At 59.8% G+C, this 17,683-nt stretch carries 16 protein-coding genes and 1 tRNA gene; 7 read left to right on the top strand and 10 right to left on the bottom strand.

From position 1 onward, the window contains the following. Nucleotides 1–134 precede the first annotated feature (134 nt). The 8 genes from NCR98_RS02475 to recA all read right to left on the bottom strand — a co-directional run bounded on the left by NCR98_RS02475 (nucleotide 135) and on the right by recA (nucleotide 9,299). The gene (locus tag NCR98_RS02475; RefSeq protein ID WP_250525431.1) at nucleotides 135–1,943 is read right to left on the bottom strand and encodes a PglL family O-oligosaccharyltransferase; all 1,809 of its coding nucleotides are present in this window, start codon (nucleotides 1,941–1,943) and stop codon (nucleotides 135–137) included. Nucleotides 1,944–2,130: 187 nt separating this feature from the next. After that, the gene (locus NCR98_RS02470) at nucleotides 2,131–2,679 is read right to left on the bottom strand and encodes a pilin (protein WP_244827965.1); all 549 of its coding nucleotides are present in this window, start codon (nucleotides 2,677–2,679) and stop codon (nucleotides 2,131–2,133) included. 276 nt (nucleotides 2,680–2,955) lie between these two features. Further along, nucleotides 2,956–3,651: a TerC family protein gene (locus NCR98_RS02465; protein ID WP_250525430.1), complete on the bottom strand. Its 696-nt coding sequence runs from the start codon at nucleotides 3,649–3,651 to the stop codon at nucleotides 2,956–2,958. A 110-nt stretch (nucleotides 3,652–3,761) separates the two neighbouring features. Continuing rightward, nucleotides 3,762–4,643, bottom strand: coding sequence for a succinate--CoA ligase subunit alpha (gene sucD / locus NCR98_RS02460; protein ID WP_159835338.1), 882 nt, complete (start codon nucleotides 4,641–4,643; stop codon nucleotides 3,762–3,764). A 107-nt stretch (nucleotides 4,644–4,750) separates the two neighbouring features. Next, nucleotides 4,751–5,932 (bottom strand): ADP-forming succinate--CoA ligase subunit beta, encoded by a 1,182-nt coding sequence (gene sucC, locus NCR98_RS02455; protein WP_309845133.1) that lies wholly within the window; start codon nucleotides 5,930–5,932, stop codon nucleotides 4,751–4,753. A gap of 81 nt (nucleotides 5,933–6,013) precedes the next feature. After that, nucleotides 6,014–6,619: a DUF2889 domain-containing protein gene (locus tag NCR98_RS02450; RefSeq protein ID WP_250463302.1), complete on the bottom strand. Its 606-nt coding sequence runs from the start codon at nucleotides 6,617–6,619 to the stop codon at nucleotides 6,014–6,016. A gap of 490 nt (nucleotides 6,620–7,109) precedes the next feature. Then, the gene (gene recX / locus NCR98_RS33450; RefSeq protein WP_409014919.1) at nucleotides 7,110–7,874 is read right to left on the bottom strand and encodes a recombination regulator RecX; all 765 of its coding nucleotides are present in this window, start codon (nucleotides 7,872–7,874) and stop codon (nucleotides 7,110–7,112) included. A gap of 357 nt (nucleotides 7,875–8,231) precedes the next feature. Next, the gene (gene recA / locus NCR98_RS02440) at nucleotides 8,232–9,299 is read right to left on the bottom strand and encodes a recombinase RecA (RefSeq protein ID WP_284502972.1); all 1,068 of its coding nucleotides are present in this window, start codon (nucleotides 9,297–9,299) and stop codon (nucleotides 8,232–8,234) included. Nucleotides 9,300–9,557: 258 nt separating this feature from the next. Here recA and NCR98_RS02435 point away from each other — a divergent pair, with 258 nt between their 5' ends. The 7 genes from NCR98_RS02435 (at nucleotide 9,558) to NCR98_RS02405 (ending at nucleotide 16,099) form a co-directional block, all read left to right on the top strand. Further along, entirely contained in the window at nucleotides 9,558–10,298 is a 741-nt protein-coding gene (locus NCR98_RS02435; protein WP_250525428.1) for a response regulator transcription factor, read from the top strand. Between the two features lie 6 nt (nucleotides 10,299–10,304). Then, complete coding sequence (locus NCR98_RS02430; RefSeq protein WP_250525427.1) at nucleotides 10,305–11,894, top strand: sensor histidine kinase; 1,590 nt, start codon at nucleotides 10,305–10,307, stop codon at nucleotides 11,892–11,894. A gap of 231 nt (nucleotides 11,895–12,125) precedes the next feature. Further along, nucleotides 12,126–13,784 carry an MFS transporter gene (locus NCR98_RS02425; protein WP_250525426.1) on the top strand — a complete coding sequence of 553 codons (1,659 nt, stop codon included), beginning with the start codon at nucleotides 12,126–12,128 and terminating at the stop codon, nucleotides 13,782–13,784. A 98-nt stretch (nucleotides 13,785–13,882) separates the two neighbouring features. Next, a tRNA-Met gene (locus tag NCR98_RS02420) sits at nucleotides 13,883–13,959 on the top strand. Between the two features lie 187 nt (nucleotides 13,960–14,146). Further along, complete coding sequence (locus tag NCR98_RS02415) at nucleotides 14,147–15,196, top strand: type II toxin-antitoxin system RnlA family toxin (protein ID WP_250525425.1); 1,050 nt, start codon at nucleotides 14,147–14,149, stop codon at nucleotides 15,194–15,196. Further along, on the top strand, nucleotides 15,196–15,666 hold the full coding sequence (locus NCR98_RS02410) for a type II toxin-antitoxin system RnlB family antitoxin (RefSeq protein ID WP_250525424.1): 471 nt from the start codon (nucleotides 15,196–15,198) through the stop codon (nucleotides 15,664–15,666). The genes NCR98_RS02415 and NCR98_RS02410 overlap by 1 nt, the downstream gene beginning before the upstream one ends. A gap of 211 nt (nucleotides 15,667–15,877) precedes the next feature. Continuing rightward, complete coding sequence (locus NCR98_RS02405; RefSeq protein ID WP_250525423.1) at nucleotides 15,878–16,099, top strand: hypothetical protein; 222 nt, start codon at nucleotides 15,878–15,880, stop codon at nucleotides 16,097–16,099. A gap of 127 nt (nucleotides 16,100–16,226) precedes the next feature. Here the strand turns inward: NCR98_RS02405 and NCR98_RS02400 are convergent, their stop codons facing one another. Together NCR98_RS02400 and NCR98_RS02395 are read right to left on the bottom strand one after the other, a co-directional pair. Continuing rightward, entirely contained in the window at nucleotides 16,227–16,754 is a 528-nt protein-coding gene (locus NCR98_RS02400; RefSeq protein WP_250525422.1) for a hypothetical protein, read from the bottom strand. A 260-nt stretch (nucleotides 16,755–17,014) separates the two neighbouring features. Further along, nucleotides 17,015–17,683, bottom strand: a 669-nt coding sequence (locus NCR98_RS02395) for a hypothetical protein (protein ID WP_250525421.1), incomplete at its 5' end; no start/stop codon positions are given.

The raw sequence follows: 17,683 nt of genomic DNA, 5'->3' as shown, positions 1-17,683 counted from the left end.
GGCAGCGGCCCTCGGGCCGCTGCCTGAGAAGCGACGGTGCGTTTCTTCTTCATCGGCATATCCATGACTTTTACCTCTCATAATATGCCTCGCCCACAGAATTACGGATAGGTCCCCCGGAGCCGACGCCGACCTCACTCATCATCGTCGTCATCATCGGCAGTGGCGCCCCCCACCCCCGGCTCTCCATACAACTTCACCAGATCCGCCTTGAACGAAGCCAGCGGCTTCCCCGTCTCATCGATGAGCTGATAAACCGACGCCAGTTGCTTCGGCCAGTCATGCAGTTGGGTCGCGAAAATCTTGAGCTTCGCCATCGTGTCCAGCGCTTCGTCGCGCTGACCAGCAAGCGCCTGCAGCACCGCATATCGCCGCAACACCGTCTCGCCCGGCAGTAACGCAATCGCCTTGCGATGCATCGCGAGCTTCTCTTCGAGGTTCTGCGCGTTGATCGGCACGAGCGTGGCCGCGCCGTATTCGCCCCACGCGGTGAAGAGGAACGAAGGATCGTCCCGATACTGCTCCGCCGGCCGCGATCCGTAGTAAAGCACCTCGGCCCGATGATAGTCGAGCATCACCGGATACAACGCCGCCAGCCCGCCCACCACGAGCACCACGTACACGCCGAACGACAACGGCTTCGCCACCAGCCGCAACGGCCGCGTCTCCAGCAAGCCGATCACGAGCATCGCCGGCATCAAAAAGAACATGTATTGCTGCGGATATTCAACCAACGCATGCATCAGCAGAACGCCAAGCAGCGAAAGCCCGAAAATGCGCGCGGGCGTCTGCGGCGCGCGCAGCACGCGAATCAGCCAGAAGACGAACCCCAGCACCAGAATGCCGAGGCCCAGCGCGCCCGTCTTCGCGAGCAAATCGATGAAGATGTCATGCGCATTGTTCGCGATCTCGACGCCGCCCAGCTCGCGCACCATGTCGAACTGATAGCGCGGAAACTCGCCCCAGCCGACGCCGAGGATGGGATGCGTATGGAACATTGTCCAGCCGTATTTCCACAACGCAAGGCGCGGCGCGATCTGATTGGCGTCTTGCATGCGCTCGGCGGCCGATTGCGCGAGGTCGAAGTGGAAGCGCACGTTGGCCCAGCGCACCGCCGCGTTCACCGCGAAGAACACGAGCGCGAGCACCACCGGCATGAGCCACGCGCGAAGATCGCGGCGGCCGGGTCCGTCGAAACCTTCCGCCGCTGCCGGCCGCCCCTGCACGAACGCCATCCAGAATCCGGCGACGACGATCACCGCCATCTGCAACCAGGGTCCGCGCGAAACGGTCAGCGCATGTCCTAGCGAAAACACCGCCGTCAGCGCGAGCCACACGATAACGGGCAAACGCCGCGTTTGCACAAAGTACAGCGCGCCCGCCATCGCGAAGGCGATCACCGTCGCGAGGTGATTCGCCTGCGCCATGTTGCCGAACGGCCGCCGTTCGGTCATCACGTTATAAGCGACGACAAACGGCGTGAACTTCACCTCCAGATGCAGCAACTGCACGATCTGGCAAAAGACCGCGAACAGACCGCCCGCCATGAGCGCGGCCGCGCCGATGCGCAACGCCTTCTCCGACAAACCCGCGCGCACGAGCCCATAGCCGGTATGCACCGCGATGAACGAGGCGAGCAGATACGCGCCGCCGAGCCAGTTCATCGAAGGCTGCGATACCGGCAGCAACACCGTCTGCGCGATGAGCAGCACGCCGAACGCAAGCGGCATGAGCGCAACGACCGGCGAGGCGAACGACACGCGCGGCTCCGACACGCGCACGAGCAGCGCGACCGTCGCCCCGAGCGCCAAGTAAAGCGCCAGCGCGCTGTATTCGGCGTAGAAGGTCGGAATCGGGTACGTGTGGTTGACGACGCCGAACGGCAAGGTCAACGCAAGGCACAGAACGGCAAAACAAAGGTAGCGCGCGTATTGAGAAGGCATGAGGGGCTGTGAACGTCGGCAACCGGCGCACTATACAAAACTTTGCTGCCCATGTCCGGTACACAGCCCGATTTGCGACGAAATCCCCGCGTTTCCAACAAAAAATCCCCGCACCTGACCGCTTCTTGCCGATGGCAGACGAGCAATGCCGACGCACCGCTCGTCTGCCCGTCGTCAGCGATGCACGTCAGCCACGGCATTCCGCCGGCGCGAGATTGGCGGGCAAGCTCGGTGCCTCCGCGGGCGACGGTCCCGCGCCCGGCGCCGGCAACGACGACGCCGCCTTGCCGCCCGCGAAGCATTCCCACGTCAAGGTGCCTGCCTGCACCGATCCACGCGCAAGCGACACGCGGGCCGTCGGAGTCTCGGCGTTGTCGGGCGTGGATGGCACGAGCACGAGCGTGTTCGATCCTGCTGGTGCGACGCGCGTCGAATAGGCAATCGTGATCTGGCCGTTGTCGCTGTCGATGTGGATCGAGTCGACGTTGCGCGTGCCTGGCGGCGAGGCATATCCGCTTGCGAGATCGGCCGCGCTCGCCGCGTTCTCGGCCACGGCAAGCCGCGCCGATGCCGCGAGCGACAAGCCCTCGCCCACCCGGCTGCGCGCCAGATAATCCTGATACGCGGGAATCGCATACGCGGCCACCACGCCGACGATCGCCAACACGATCATCAGTTCGATCAGGGTGAAACCTCGCGTCGCCGCGTCGCCGGCAGAGCGCAGCCAGCCGTGCATCGCGCGCCAGGCACGCGGCGAATTCGTGTTGCAGGTGATCGTTGTCATCGGTACTCCCAAAAGGACAAAAAGCGCCCGGATGCATGATGCAATCCAGACGCTTCGATCTTATTCAGGGAGCTTTAGCGGTGACAGTCGGCCGAATGGCTAACGTGGGGGCCTGGGGTGAGCGTCTTTCGGTAAAGGCCTTAGCGTGAGCGCGTTCCCGGTCAACGCGATTGGGCGGAGTGCGCCTCAGTCACCGCACTGCATAGAACAGCCTCACCCCGGCGCCCGTTATGCACTGGCGAGCGCGCGCCGCTTCATCAGCACGCCCGCCGCGACCACGAAAATCGCGCCCACCGCTCGCGCGATATACCCGACGAGCTCGGTGTTCAGCGCGGGCCATCGATCGATGAAGGGATCGTCGATGATCAAGCCGCCCGCAATCCACCCGAGCAACGCCGCGCCAAAAAGCACGATGACCGGAAAGCGATCGAGCAGCTTCAGCACCAGCGTGCTGCCCCACACGATGAGCGGAATGCTCACCACCAGCCCGAAGACGACGAGCGTGAAGCGATGCCGCGGGTCCGCCGCCTCCGCCGCGCCCGCAATGGCGATGACGTTGTCGAGGCTCATCACGGCGTCCGCGATGACGATGGTCTTGACCGCTGTCCAGAGCTTGTCCGATGCGTTGATCTCGTGCGCGTCGTGGTCGGGCTGCATCAGCTTCACGCCGATCCACAGCAGCAGGATGCCGCCGACGAACTTGAGGAACGGGATATCGAGCAGAAACACCGCGAACGCAATCAGCACGACGCGCAGCACGATGGCGCCGAGCGTGCCCAGCAAGATGCCACGCGTACGCTGGCCATCGGGCAAACCGCGACAGGCGAGCGCGATCACGACCGCGTTGTCGCCACCGAGCAGAATGTCGATGACAATGATCTGAAGCACCGCGCCCCAATGGAGCGTCGCAAAAAAATCGAGCATGTAGTAATAAAAAAAGCGAGGAAGCCAACGCTCCCTCGCTTTCTATTCGGCGGTTACGAAAGGATTCGGTAAGAGTACCAAACCCCAGGCCGTTCTGCCGATAAACCCGCTTATATCACCGACTTCAACAGACGACCCATTTCCGACGGGTTCTTCGTGACCTTGATGCCGCACGCGTCCATGATTTCGAGCTTGGCATCGGCCGTGTCCGCGCCGCCCGAGATCAGCGCGCCTGCGTGACCCATGCGCTTGCCCGGAGGCGCCGTGACGCCCGCGATGAAGCCAACCACCGGCTTCTTCATGTTGTCCTTGATCCAGTAAGCGGCGTTCGCTTCGTCCGGACCGCCGATCTCGCCGATCATGATGACGGCGTCCGTTTCCGGATCGTCGTTGAACATCTTCATCACGTCGATGTGCTTGAGACCGTTGATCGGATCGCCGCCAATACCGACCGCCGACGACTGGCCAAGACCCAGCGCCGTCAACTGACCCACTGCTTCATACGTCAGCGTGCCCGAGCGCGATACCACTCCGATGCGACCCTTGCGGTGGATGTGACCCGGCATGATGCCGATCTTCAGTTCGTCCGGCGTGATCGTGCCGGGGCAGTTCGGTCCGAGCAGCAGCGTCTTGCGATTTTCGCGGCGCATGCGGTCCTTGATTTCCAGCATGTCGCGAACCGGAATGCCTTCCGTGATGCAGATGGCGAGATCGAGATCGGCCTCGACGGCTTCCCAGATCGCGGCGGCGGCGCCCGCGGGCGGAACGTAGATCACCGATACGGTTGCGCCCGTTTCGGCCTTCGCTTCCTTCACGCTCGCGTAAATGGGGATGCCTTCGAAATCTTCGCCGGCCTTCTTCGGGTTCACGCCCGCGACGTACGCTTCGCGGCCGTTCGCGTATTCGCGGCAGGCGCGCGTATGGAACTGACCGGTCTTGCCGGTGATGCCCTGCGTGATGACCTTCGTGTCTTTGTTGATCAGAATCGACATGTAGTGACCTCTGTTCGTTTGGCGTCGCGACGCTTTCTCATATGGAAAGCCCGCGCCGCCATTCGTATCTGGTGGAACGCTCTTGTCAGACTAGGAAGCGGGCGCGCTTACTTGCCTTCGGCCGCCGCGACGACCTTCTGCGCGGCTTCTTCCATGCTGTCGGCGGAGATGATCGGCAGACCGGAGTCCGCTAGCATCTTCTTGCCGAGGTCTTCGTTCGTGCCCTTCATGCGCACGACGAGCGGCACCTTCAGGTCCACGGCCTTCGACGCGACCATCACGCCTTCCGCGATCACGTCGCAGCGCATGATGCCGCCGAAGATGTTGACGAGGATCGCCTTCAGGTTCGGATTCTTGAGCATCAGCTTGAAGGCTTCGGTTACCTTCTCGGTCGTGGCGCCGCCGCCGACGTCCAGGAAGTTGGCCGGCTCGCCGCCGAACAGCTTGATGGTGTCCATCGTGGCCATGGCCAGACCCGCGCCGTTCACGAGACAGCCGATGTTGCCGTCGAGCGAGATGTACGCGAGGTCGAACTTCGACGCTTCGACTTCAGCCGGATCTTCTTCGTCGAGATCGCGATACGCGACGATTTCCGGGTGACGGAAGAGCGCGTTCGCGTCGAAGTTGAATTTGGCGTCGAGCGCGATGACCTTGCCGTCGCCGGTCAGGATCAGCGGGTTGATTTCCGCGAGCGATGCATCCGTCTCGTAGAACGCCTTGTAGAGACCCTGCAGAATGGTGCGTGCTTGCGGCAACGATGCGTCTGGAATGCCGATCTTGCGCGCGAGGTCGTCCGCTTCGGCGTCCTTCAAGCCCGTGGCGGGATCGACCGGCAGCTTGTGCAGCAACTCGGGCGTCTTTTCCGCGACTTCCTCGATGTCCATGCCGCCTTCGCTCGACGCCATCACGACGACCTTTTGCGAAACGCGGTCGAGCACGAGGCCGACGTAAAGTTCCTTCTTGATGTCCGCGCCTTCTTCGATCAGAAGACGGTTCACCTTCTGGCCCTCGGAACCGGTCTGGTGCGTAACGAGCTGCATGCCGAGGATCTGGTTCGCGTATTCGCGGACCTGATCGATCGACTTCGCGACCTTCACGCCGCCGCCCTTACCACGGCCGCCAGCATGAATCTGCGCCTTGACGACCCATACCGGGCCGCCCAGCTCTTCCGCGGCCTTGACCGCATCATCCACCGAGAACACGGGTTTGCCGCGCGGGACCGCGACGCCGAATTTCCGCAGGATTTCCTTACCCTGGTACTCGTGAATCTTCATGCGTGATTCCTTCAGTCTGAGAGTTGGAGTGAACTTCGATTTGCTGAACCGCTGATTTCATCGATTCTTGTTTGAATGCTGATCGCCGCGTGCGCGCTAGGTATCGCGCGGCTTGGTGTCGTTTGTGCCTGCGCGCTCGAACCAGCGCGGATAGTACTCCTCGACCGCGGGGCCGTCGAAGCGCAATGCGTGACAGCGCCCGAGCTGAAACGGCGGTGTGTCCGATGCTGCCTTTGCGTCCTTCGAATCGAACGGATTACCCGATTCGGTGTTCCAGACCTGACCCGCAAATCCCTGGATGGCGACAGTCGGCAGGACGGCGCACAACTCGGTGAGATGCGTGCAAGCGGCCGCGCCGCCAATACGCTGATTGACTTCGCGGCGAAAATTCTTGAGGAGATTGAGCCCGATGAGCGAGCGATAGGCGGGATTGGACTCGGCGCAGAGACCAGCATAAGGCGCCCACTCCGAGGACGCTTCTGCGTCGACGATAGTGAGTTCGCGGTCGATGGTGATGCGTAGCCAGAGTTCATGGATTGGCTGACCGTATGGCCGTACGCCCGTCACGAGTTGAAAGTCGCGCGTCTTCTCGTCGGTTAGAACGGCTTCGATGTCCCAAAGGCCGTCATCTCGCTCGAACGCTTCAATCCGAATCGCGCGACGATGGCGCAATTGTCGGGAAACGGGCGGGGAAAGAGGCATGCTGGACCAAAGCCGGAACGGGAAAACCGTGGAATTTTAGCATATTGGGTATTTCAAGCCGGGGATGACTCAGGCACCAGAAACGTGCGCGGGGAAAGCTTGAAAGCCTGTGCTTATTAACGCTTCGGCGCGGTGCGGGATTTTCTTCCCGCCTCGGAGCTTGCATGCACGCGGTCGTTTGAAATCACTTCTTACTTTGGTGGACTAGAAGCTCAACACGCGGATGTGGAAACATGAGCCCGACCTGTTTGCATGCGCGCGAAACCTGAAATTACTCAGCGGTCGAAATCCGCCAGCACGATGAGGCAAGCGCGTGGAGCATGGAATAATTAACCTAACGCTTCGCGTGTGAATGGTTTTGAACCACGTCGTGATGGAATGCGGCTTCGCCATGAGTCCAGCACGTGAAAGCACGAAATAGATGCACATGGCGCTCGGGCAATCACATGGCGCTCGAATGCGCCCGCACTAAACTAGACGGCGTTCGCCATCAATCGTCGATGACTTCGTCGGTCCAGTCTTCGTCGCTTCCCTTCAACACCTTGCTGATCGTGCTCATGGAGAAGCCGCGCGCCGCGAGAAAGCGCGCTTGCTTCGCACGCTCCGCGGGCGTTTCCGGTACGACGCCGTACTTCCTCTCCCATACGGACTGCGCTCGCGCGGTTTCGGTCTGCGCGAGTTTGTCGGCGGTTTCGCCGATGAGTGTCTCGCCCACTGCATGACGCTTCAATTCGTGGATGATCCGGCTGCCGCCCATGCGCGCCGCTCTTCGATGCACGACGCTTTCGACAAAGCGCTCGTTCGAGAGCCAGCCGTCACGTTCGAGGCTATCGAGCAGTGTTTCGAGCGAATCGGCTTCTTCGACGTAGGGACGCAACTTGCGCGATAACTCCGCGCGGCTATATTCCCGACGAGACAGGTAAGCAAGCGCGCGTCCTTTAAGCGAACGTTGCGGACGCTTGGAATCTTTGACTTCGGCAGCGGAAGTTTTGCGAGCGCGTTGACTTGAACGGCTGTAGACCGATTCGGATGCTGTGTTGACGCCTGCATCCGGCGTGCACTGCTCGAAGGGCTCGAAAGGATCGGCGTCTTCGAAGGCGTCGATTGCAGATGATTGGTTTGGATTGGCAATCCGGCTTGCCAAGGGTGACGCGTTCTGCGCACGGTTGGTCGCCAGAGTCGGCCTTTCCACTGCCGGCTTGGAGGTTGCGTTTCTCGACGGTGCGTTGCCCTCACGAATGGACGCTGCCTGCATCAGCAACGCGCGGGCTTGCTCCAGACGCGCCCGGCGATCTTCGGACGACGGTGTCTCACTTTCCCGGACAGCAGCAGCATCAACATCGGCCGCCCTTGCGTCCAACTCAGCAGCATCACGCGCATTCACCGGCAACTCTCGCCGCCAGCCACCACGCAACGCCTTCGTCGAATCGCGCGACTGAGTGTCACGCGACTGAGGATCACTCGCGCCGTTCGGATCATCAGAACCAGCAGACCGCCCGAACCTTCCGTCCGTTCTGCCAGCCTTCGATCCGAACCGGCGTTTCAACATCGTCAGTGACCAAGTGAGTATCTAAAGGACGAGACGACGACTACGTGACGATAAAGCGACAACTCACTCGTCCGCCACCGTGGCGCCCGGCGCCACGGCGTCAGCCATTGCCGCCACGCCGAGCGACTCGCGGATCTTGTTCTCGATCTCGCGGGCGATGTCCGGGTTCTCGCGCAGGAATTCGCGCGCGTTGTCCTTGCCCTGACCAATACGCTCGCCGTTATAGCTGTACCAGGCGCCCGCCTTGTCTACCAGCTTGGCCTGCACGCCCAGGTCGATGATCTCGCCCTGACGCGAAATGCCTTCGCCATAAAGGATGTCGAAAATGGCTTCGCGGAACGGCGGCGAGACCTTGTTCTTCACGACCTTCACGCGCGTTTCGTTGCCGATGACTTCGTCGTTCTTCTTGATGGAACCAATACGGCGAATGTCCAGGCGCACCGACGAATAGAACTTCAGCGCGTTGCCGCCCGTGGTGGTTTCCGGGTTGCCGAACATCACGCCGATCTTCATGCGGATCTGGTTGATGAAGATGACGAGGCAGTTCGTACGCTTGATGGTGCCAGTTAGCTTGCGCAGCGCTTGCGACATCAGGCGCGCTTGCAAACCAGGCAGCGAGTCGCCCATTTCGCCCTCGATTTCCGCCTTCGGCACGAGCGCCGCGACGGAGTCGATGACGATCATGTCGATGGAGCCGGAGCGCACCAGCGCATCTGCGATTTCCAGTGCCTGCTCGCCCGTGTCCGGTTGCGAGATCAGCAGTTCCTGCGCATTCACGCCGAGCTTCTGCGCGTATTGCACGTCGAGCGCGTGTTCTGCGTCGATAAACGCCGCCGTGCCGCCGACCTTTTGCATCTCGGCGATCACCTGCAGCGTGAGCGTGGTTTTGCCCGACGACTCAGGCCCGTAGATTTCCACGACACGGCCGCGCGGCAAGCCGCCGACGCCAAGCGCGATATCCAGACCGAGCGACCCTGTCGAGACCACCTGAATGTCTTCCACCACCTCGCCTGCGCCGAGCCGCATGATCGACCCTTTGCCGAATTGCTTTTCGATCTGCGCGAGCGCGGCGGCCAATGCCTTGCCCTTCTCCGCAGTCATGCCAGCCGGGCCTTTCTTGCTTTCTTCCATGAATCGTCCTTTGCTATGATGAACGGCGTCTGAGGCGGGTGCCGGCAAGCTCGAAACGAACTCGAGCCCGTCTGTAGCACTCCCGCAGACACTGTATAAAAAAACAGTAGTTTTTGCAAGCCCGATCGCGCGACGCAGTCTTTTTTCCACGCCGCGCGCACCGCGCAAAAACCGCAAAACACCTGGAGACCGCCGCGCCGGGCGAAATGCGGTGTCGGCAATGACTGCGCTTTGCCGCGCACGAAGGCGCACAACACGATGCGAATCCTCATTGCCGAAGACGACAGCATACTCGCGGACGGTCTCATTCGATCACTCCGCCAATCGGGATACGCCGTCGACCATGTGAAGCATGGCGTCGAGGCAGATACCGCCCTTTCGCTGCAAACTTTCGACCTCCTGATTCTCGATCTCGGCCTGCCGCTCATGCCCGGTCTGGAGGTGCTGCGCCGCCTGCGCGCACGCAATTCGCAGATGCCGGTTTTGATCCTGACGGCGGCCGACAGTGTCGACGAACGCGTGAAGGGACTCGACCTCGGCGCCGATGACTATATGGCCAAACCCTTCGCGCTCAACGAGCTCGAAGCGCGCGTTCGAGCGTTGACGCGACGCGGCGCGGGTGGCGGTCCGACTGTCGTGAAGCATGGTTCGCTGGCGTTCGACCAGGTCGGACGCGTCGCGCATATCGGCGAGCAAGTCGTAGACCTGTCCGCGCGCGAACTCGGCGTGCTCGAAGTGCTGCTCCAGCGCATCGGGCGGCTCGTGTCGAAGGAACAGCTCGTGAATCATCTGTGCGAGTGGGGTGAAGAAGTAAGCAACAACGCAATCGAGGTGTACGTGCACCGCTTGCGCAAAAAAATCGAAGCGAGCGGCGCGCGCATCATCACGGTGCGCGGGCTCGGCTACACGCTGGAAAAAGCCGTCGCCACCGTCGACAACGGCGCCGTTGCCCAACCCACGGCGAGCGACTCCCTGCCCGCCAGCCCTCAATACAAGTAGCCGCGCATGGCGTCGCCCGTTTCCACCGAACCAAGCGAAGCCGGCCACGGACACGACCACGCCGCCACCGAAAGCGACACCGACGCCAAGCGCGACGCGCGCTACGCCAACCCGTTCGCGCCTCCCGACGAACTCGAACCCGACAACGAAACGCATCCGCGCTCGCTCTTCGGCGAGATTCTCGACTGGATGCTTGCGCCGCTTCTGCTGCTCTGGCCGATGAGCATCGCGGTGACGTATCTGGTCGCGAAGTCGATTGCGAACGGTCCGTTCGACCGCGCGCTCGAAGCCGACGTCTACATGCTCGCGCGCCAAATCCAGCCGGTGAACGGCGTCGCCGAACTGCGTCTACCCGATGTCACGCGCGATTTCCTGCGCGCCGACAACGTCGACAGCGTGTTCTTTCAAGTGCTCGGCACGCGCGGCGAACTGGTCGGCGGCGACCGTGACATGCCCTTGCCGCATGACGACGATCGTCCGCAGCCGGGCATCGTCGAATTTCGCGACGACGCCCTGCGCGGCAACGACATTCGCGTCGCCTATACGACGGTCGATGTGCCCGGTCTCGCGCCGGGACGCGATCCCGCCGAGACGCAGCCGGTGCTCGTGCAGGTCGCCGAGACGCTGGACAAACGCAGCCAGCTCGCCAACGACATCATCAAAGGCGTGATCCTGCCGCAGTTCGTGATCCTGCCGCTCGCCATCGTGCTCGTGTGGTTCGGCCTCTCGCGCGGGCTCGCGCCGCTGCACGCGCTGCAGTCGAACATTCGCGCGCGGCGTCCGGACGACCTCTCGCCGCTCGAAGCGGCCCGCGCGCCGCCCGAGATCGCGCCGCTCGTGGCGTCGTTCAACGATTTGCTCGTGCGGCTCGAACAGAACATGGAGTTTCAGAAGCGCTTTATCGCCGACGCCGCGCATCAGATGAAAACGCCGCTCGCCGGCCTGCGCATGCAGGCGGAGTTTGCGTTGCGCCAAGAGGTATCGACGGAAGTGCAGCGCTCGCTCGAACAGATCGCCACGAGTTCCGAGCACGCGGCGCGGCTCGTCACGCAATTGCTCGCGTTGGCGCGCGCGGAAAATCGCGCGACGGGGCAGATTTTCTCGCACGTCGAACTGACCGATCTCGCGCGGCTCGCCGTGCGCGACTGGGTGCAGGCGGCGCTCGCGAAGGGTATCGATATCGGTTACGAGGAGCCCGCGTATCCCGTCGAAGTCGAGGGCAACGCGGTGATGCTGCGTGAATTGCTGTCGAATCTGATCGATAACGCCATCCGCTACACGCCTCCGAACGGACGCGTGACCGTGCGCGTGCGGACCGGCGAGCACGATCTCGATCACGTTCATCTCGAAGTGGAAGACACCGGACTTGGCATTCCGAGCGCCGAACGCGAGCGCGTGCTCGAGCGTTTCTATCGCATTCTCGGACGCGAGGGCGACGGCAGCGGCCTCGGTCTCGCCATTGTCAAGGAGATCACGGCGATGCACGGCGGCACGCTCGTCATCGAAGATCATGTGTATCAGGAAGCGCCGCGACTGGCTGGAACGCTGGTTCGCGTGAGCTTACAGCGGGTTTTTCCTATGCGGGACAAACCCTGAGCCCGCCCAGCGCCCAACACCTCGACAAACAACATAAAACGCGCATTGACGCAAGAATGAGCGAGATAAAAAGAAAATAGCAGATGGTTAGCCGAAGATGTACTTTATGCGCCGATTCGACACGCATCCGGGCGAGTCAGAACGCCGTAAGTTTTCGTTCCAATAATCGTTGCACCGGAGCGCCTCGGGGCGTTTCCGACACGTACGCGAATTCAAATCAGGAGACGATTCATGGCTACGGTTGAGGGGCGCATTTCCCACGCACCGATGACGAGCGAGGAAAGGAAGGTCATCTTCGCTTCGTCGCTCGGCACGGTGTTCGAGTGGTACGACTTTTATCTGGCGGGCTCGCTTGCCATCTACATCAGCAAGACGTTCTTCTCGGGCGTCAATCCGACCGCTGGCTTTATCTTCACGCTGCTCGGCTTCGCGGCGGGTTTCGCGGTGCGTCCGTTCGGCGCGATCGTGTTCGGGCGGCTCGGCGATATGGTCGGGCGCAAATACACGTTCCTCGTGACCATCGTCATCATGGGTCTGTCGACGTTCCTGATCGGCTTCCTGCCCGGCTACGCGACCATAGGCATTGCGGCGCCGGTCATCTTCATCGCGATGCGCTTGCTGCAGGGCCTCGCGCTCGGCGGCGAGTACGGCGGCGCGGCGACCTACGTCGCGGAGCACGCACCGGCCAACAAGCGCGGCGCATGGACCGCGTGGATCCAGACCACGGCGACGCTTGGCCTTTTCATTTCGCTGATCGTGATTTTGGCGGTACGCACGATGGTTGGCGAAGAACAGTTCGGTGCCTGGGGCTGGCGCATTCCGTTCCTCGTGTCGATCCTGCTGCTCGCGGTGTCGGTGTGGATTCGCATGAAGCTGCATGAATCGCCGGTGTTCGAGCGCATCAAGTCCGAAGGCAAGACTTCGAAGGCGCCGCTGACCGAAGCGTTCGGCGAATGGAAGAACCTGAAGATCGTGTTGCTGGCGCTGTTCGGTTTGACGGCGGGTCAGGCGGTCGTGTGGTACACGGGGCAGTTCTACTCGCTCTTCTTCCTCACGCAAACCCTCAAGGTCGATGGCACCAGCGCGAATATCATGGTCGCGGTGGCGCTTTTGATCGGCACGCCGTTCTTCGTGTTCTTCGGGTCGCTTTCGGACCGGATCGGCCGCAAGCCGATCATCATGGCGGGCTGCCTGATCGCCGCGTTGAGCTTCTTCCCGCTCTTCAAGGCGCTCGCGCACTACACCAACCCGACGCTCGAAGCCGCCACGCAGAAGTCGCCGATTGTCGTAATCTCCAATCCGGACGAGTGCGCGTTCCAGTTCAATCCGGTGGGCACGTCGAAGTTCACGTCGTCGTGCGATATCGCGAAGAGCGCGCTGTCCAAGGCCGGTCTCAACTATGAGAACGTCGCGGCACCGGCGGGCACGCTCGCGCAGATCAAGGTGGGCGAAACGGTGGTGAACACCTACGACGGCAAGGCGGCCGACGCGAAGGCGCAAGGCGCGGCCTTCGACAAGACGCTTGCCGGCACCTTGAAGAGCGCGGGCTACCCGGCGAAGGCCGATCCGGCGCTCATCAACTGGCCGATGGCGATTGTCGTTTTGACCATCCTCGTGATCTACGTGACGATGGTCTACGGCCCGATCGCGGCAATGCTGGTTGAGATGTTCCCGGCGCGGATTCGCTACACGTCGATGTCGTTGCCGTATCACATCGGCAATGGCTGGTTCGGTGGATTTCTTCCTGCGACGGCTTTCGCTATCGTCGCCGCGAGAGGCGATATCTATTCGGGCTTGTGGTATCCGATTGTGATTGCGCTGGCGACGTTCGTGATCGGCATGTTGTTCGTCAAGGACACGCGCAAGACGAATGTCTATGACGAAGATTGATGACGATGGTGCTTTCCTGGCGCTTTCCTGCCGCTTGAATAAAACGAGCGGCAGGGGTTGACAGCGGTTTCACCTATCGCCATAATCTCGCTTCTTTCGGCGAATTAGCTCAGTCGGTTAGAGCGACGGAATCATAATCCGCAGGTCCGGGGTTCGAATCCCTGATTCGCCACCAGTGTTATTAAGGGGTTAGCGCAAGCTAACCCCTTTCGTTTTGTGGCATCTGTCAACCAAGTGTCAACCCCAATACAGTGAGCGTTGCTTCAAGCCGATAGCACATCTCATCAGGGGCTCGTACAATTTGCTCCCGCAAATTTTACGTTTTGTCTGCATGTGCGGACGACAGCAATTGGCACCGACGCATGCCGCCCAAATCTCTAAATCTTAATCAAGAATCCATTCAGTCCGCCGTTTATGAGTTCGCGCTGGAGTGCGGAGGAAAGGCGACCGGTCCGACCGCCAAGGCAAAGTTCGACGAATACGAGCTGCACATCGACGGTCAGAAGTCCGCGTTGCTGCACGTGTATAAAAAGAACGACGGCAGCACGACGCTGATGTCAAAGGTTGGAACTAATCAGGAACTGTCGGAACGGCTTGCTGAACATATCGCCAAGAGCACAACGAGAGTGTCTGTGGCGAACAAGCCGCTCACCCTGCGGAATCTATCGAAAGAGACGTGGGAGTTCTTGCGCGAGTACTTAGAAGAAAATGCGTGCAAGGTGACAGACGAACCCCTGCCACACGGAGTTAGGATCAGGGTTGTCGGGCCGGAGCGTGACCAAGTCTTTTTGCACCGGTATGACAGCGGCGGATTCATGATGCAAGGGCGCCCGATGGCCGTCTATGCTATGGTGATGTCCACTCTGTGCGAAGTGCACGAAGATAAGCGTGAGGTCTTGGAAGCTCAGTTGGAGGTCGTTCAGGTTCAGACGACTGTGGATGGGCTTTATGAAGAGCTTCACCAGCATCTACCGACAGCGGCGAAATATTTGGGCGACACGGGTTGTGCTATCGTGGTACCGGCCTTCGCCCTCACGAAAATCGCGGTTGAGCTTCCAGACTACTCGACCGTCGCATACCCTGCGCTTCGAGGATTAGAGTTTTACATGAAGCAGCTCTTGGTCGACAACGAACAGCCCGTGTCCGCCGTGCAGGGTCTGGGGGCTCACTTCAACAAGCAGGGTTCTCTGCTGTCCGGTTGCGCGGCAAAATTTGCGTGTCCACCGACTGTTCTTGCGTTAGAGAAGTCGTGCGCGTTGCACAATTTGCACCGAAATGGGCTGTTTCATGCCGATGGCGCGGTTCCTGCGATGACCCGTATCATCGACGGAAAACAAGACGCGACAAACATTGTGTTTGTAGTTTTTCGTACGATCGAAAGCACCTACGCGGCGATACCTCAGAAAACGTAATGAAGGCCCACAAAGGCTACTCTCTCCAGAAAGGTCCCTCAGCGACCTTTCCCATCATCAGCTTCTCGCTAAACAGCGAGCGGCCGGAGGCGTTTCTGCCCAAAGTGGAACGAGATCTCAAAAAGAAGGCCTTCGTGGGCAAGGTATTGGTCGACACTTTGGCTTGCAATGGCCTGACGTCGCGCAGATTTTTCGTTGGCGAATTCGACGGCGAACATCTGAAACGGTCGTCTTTCAAAGTGCTGTCCCTCGCCAGTCTTGACACTGTTACGCAAGAGTTCTGTGCACGGTTCTACGCGTCTCATTTCGACGAACTAGAGCGCTCTATCCTTGCTCCTGTTCAGCGCTTTAAGTTGAAGCGTGATGCATCCCACCTTGCTACCGGCTCAGCCGACGGATTGGTCATACCACCCCGTTCAATCGCGTTACTGCGGCGTCGCTTCGCATTAAACTTACGGCGGCACATGTGAGGGTAGTGACCCTGCGCTGCTTCGAGTGTGGCCTCGCGACGCGATTCTTGCTTTTTCGCATAATCCCAACCGGATTTTAATCTGCTCCAGGTAAGTCCTATCTAGGGCAGCGCTCAAACGCGGGACATTACTGTCGGCAGAAAACGTCGAGCTCTTTATAGATCTTGCAACAAGTCTTGCGGGCGCTTCTGCGGCAGAGATAAAAGACGTCGTGGAATTCTGGCTCTGGGGACTCTCCAAGCCGGAACATTGGCTGTCGGTACCAGACGCCATTTTGATCGTGAAGACGCCGCGCTTTCCGTCGAACGCAGCAGAACCTGGCATTTGTAATGCCATCAAAAACTGCCGCGTTAATATCCAAACCTTTCCGGCTGCTGGTGCCGGAGAGGTGAACCGTCGTGCCCTGCTACAACGGGCGATCGCACGTTGCTGATGATCTGCGGACTGCCAGCATTGTGTAATGAATATGTCATACTGGCCCCCAACTCAAGCCCCATCGTCCACATTGAGAATCTTACAATGTCAACCTCTTGACCGTCATTGTTCAGTATGCTTTTGTTTTAAAGCAAGCTCCAGGGCCGAGAGGCCTCTTGTCGGAAGACCTTCTGATTTGGATCATTTTGTAACTTTTGCATTAAAACGGTATTTTTAATAGTTCTAGGCATATATATAAGGACTCCAACGAAGAGAACTGCAATCAACAACAAAAAAGCCCAAATGGCCCGCCCGGGTAGTATTGGATTTTTAACAAGCGTAATCGCGCTGAATAAAAAACCTAGCGTCATTGTTTGACCGAGCACGCCCCATGCTGTTACGAAGCCGGCTGCATAGAACAATCTTACGGATCCACTGGGATTTTGAATGATACCCGCACTATCTTTGGTATTTACCGTAAAAAAAACGTATAGTAACGGCGCAAGGGTCGTCAGACCGAGAAAAAAAATGTTCAATGCCATATAACTTTCTCGAAAGGCTGCGGACGACAGCGATGGCAATACACCAAAGTTAAGAACTATTCCCAACAACGCGCCAATTGCCGTAAAATTTGACGCCCAACTGCGCGAGAAATCCCAATTCGGGCTGCCCATTCGATCAGTCCAAGCACAGCGCGGCTCGTGAAAGAATTTCAATGAAATCGCGACCCCAAGAATGAGGGCGAAAGAGATAAATAGGCTTGAGCTCAAAATGAAGCTTGTTACGAACGATACATCCTTTAGCGCGCTAATCATGTGTAACCTCACGACTACTTATGGAGCAACCTCAGACTCTGCATCCTGCGGAAGCCGCGCCCGGTTGGGGCTCATCCAACCGGGGTAAGACAGACGGAAATGCGATGCTTTTTTAATGCCTACAATGGTACGAACTGCCGAGTTATCAAAGCATTCGTAATCGCATTTATCAGAGGCACCGTATCCTGTTGTTTTTGAAGTAAGCTGTTGATGGTCGCTTGCTTCCGGGTCGCATCGGACAAGAATGATTCGGCAGTAGGCAAAATTACAGAATCATTCACTCCCAGTCCGAACAGCTTCGCCTGCTCGCCAAGTCCAGCGGCTGGCCGCTGTCCTTTGATCGCTGCCGTTACAACCGACGCGATTGCCGGAATCAGGATGGCGTCGTCAACGCCAAATAGCTTCGCCAGTCCGCCAGGGACAGCAGCTGGCTGCTGTCCCTTGATTGCTGCCGTTACAACCGACGCGATTGCCGGAATCAGGATGGCGTCGTCGACGCCAAATAGCTTTGCCTGTCCGCCAAGTCCCGCAGTTGGCTGCTGTCCTTTGATCGCTGCCGTTACAACCGACGCGATTGCCGGAATCAGGATTGCGTCGTCGACGCCAAATAGCTTTGCCTGTCCGCCAAGTCCCGCAGTTGGCTGCTGTCCTTTGATCGCTGCCGTTACAACCGACGCGATTGCTGGAATCAGGATGGCGTCGTCAACGCCGAATAGCTTTGCCTGTCCGCCAAGTCCCGCAGTTGGCTGCTGTCCTTTGATCGCTGCCGTTACAACCGACGCGATTGC

This window comes from Caballeronia sp. GAWG2-1 (assembly GCF_023631405.1).
Lineage (GTDB): Bacteria > Pseudomonadota > Gammaproteobacteria > Burkholderiales > Burkholderiaceae > Caballeronia.
The sequence above is the reverse complement of the archived record's forward strand: the minus strand, read 5'-3'. Positions and strand labels throughout refer to the sequence as shown.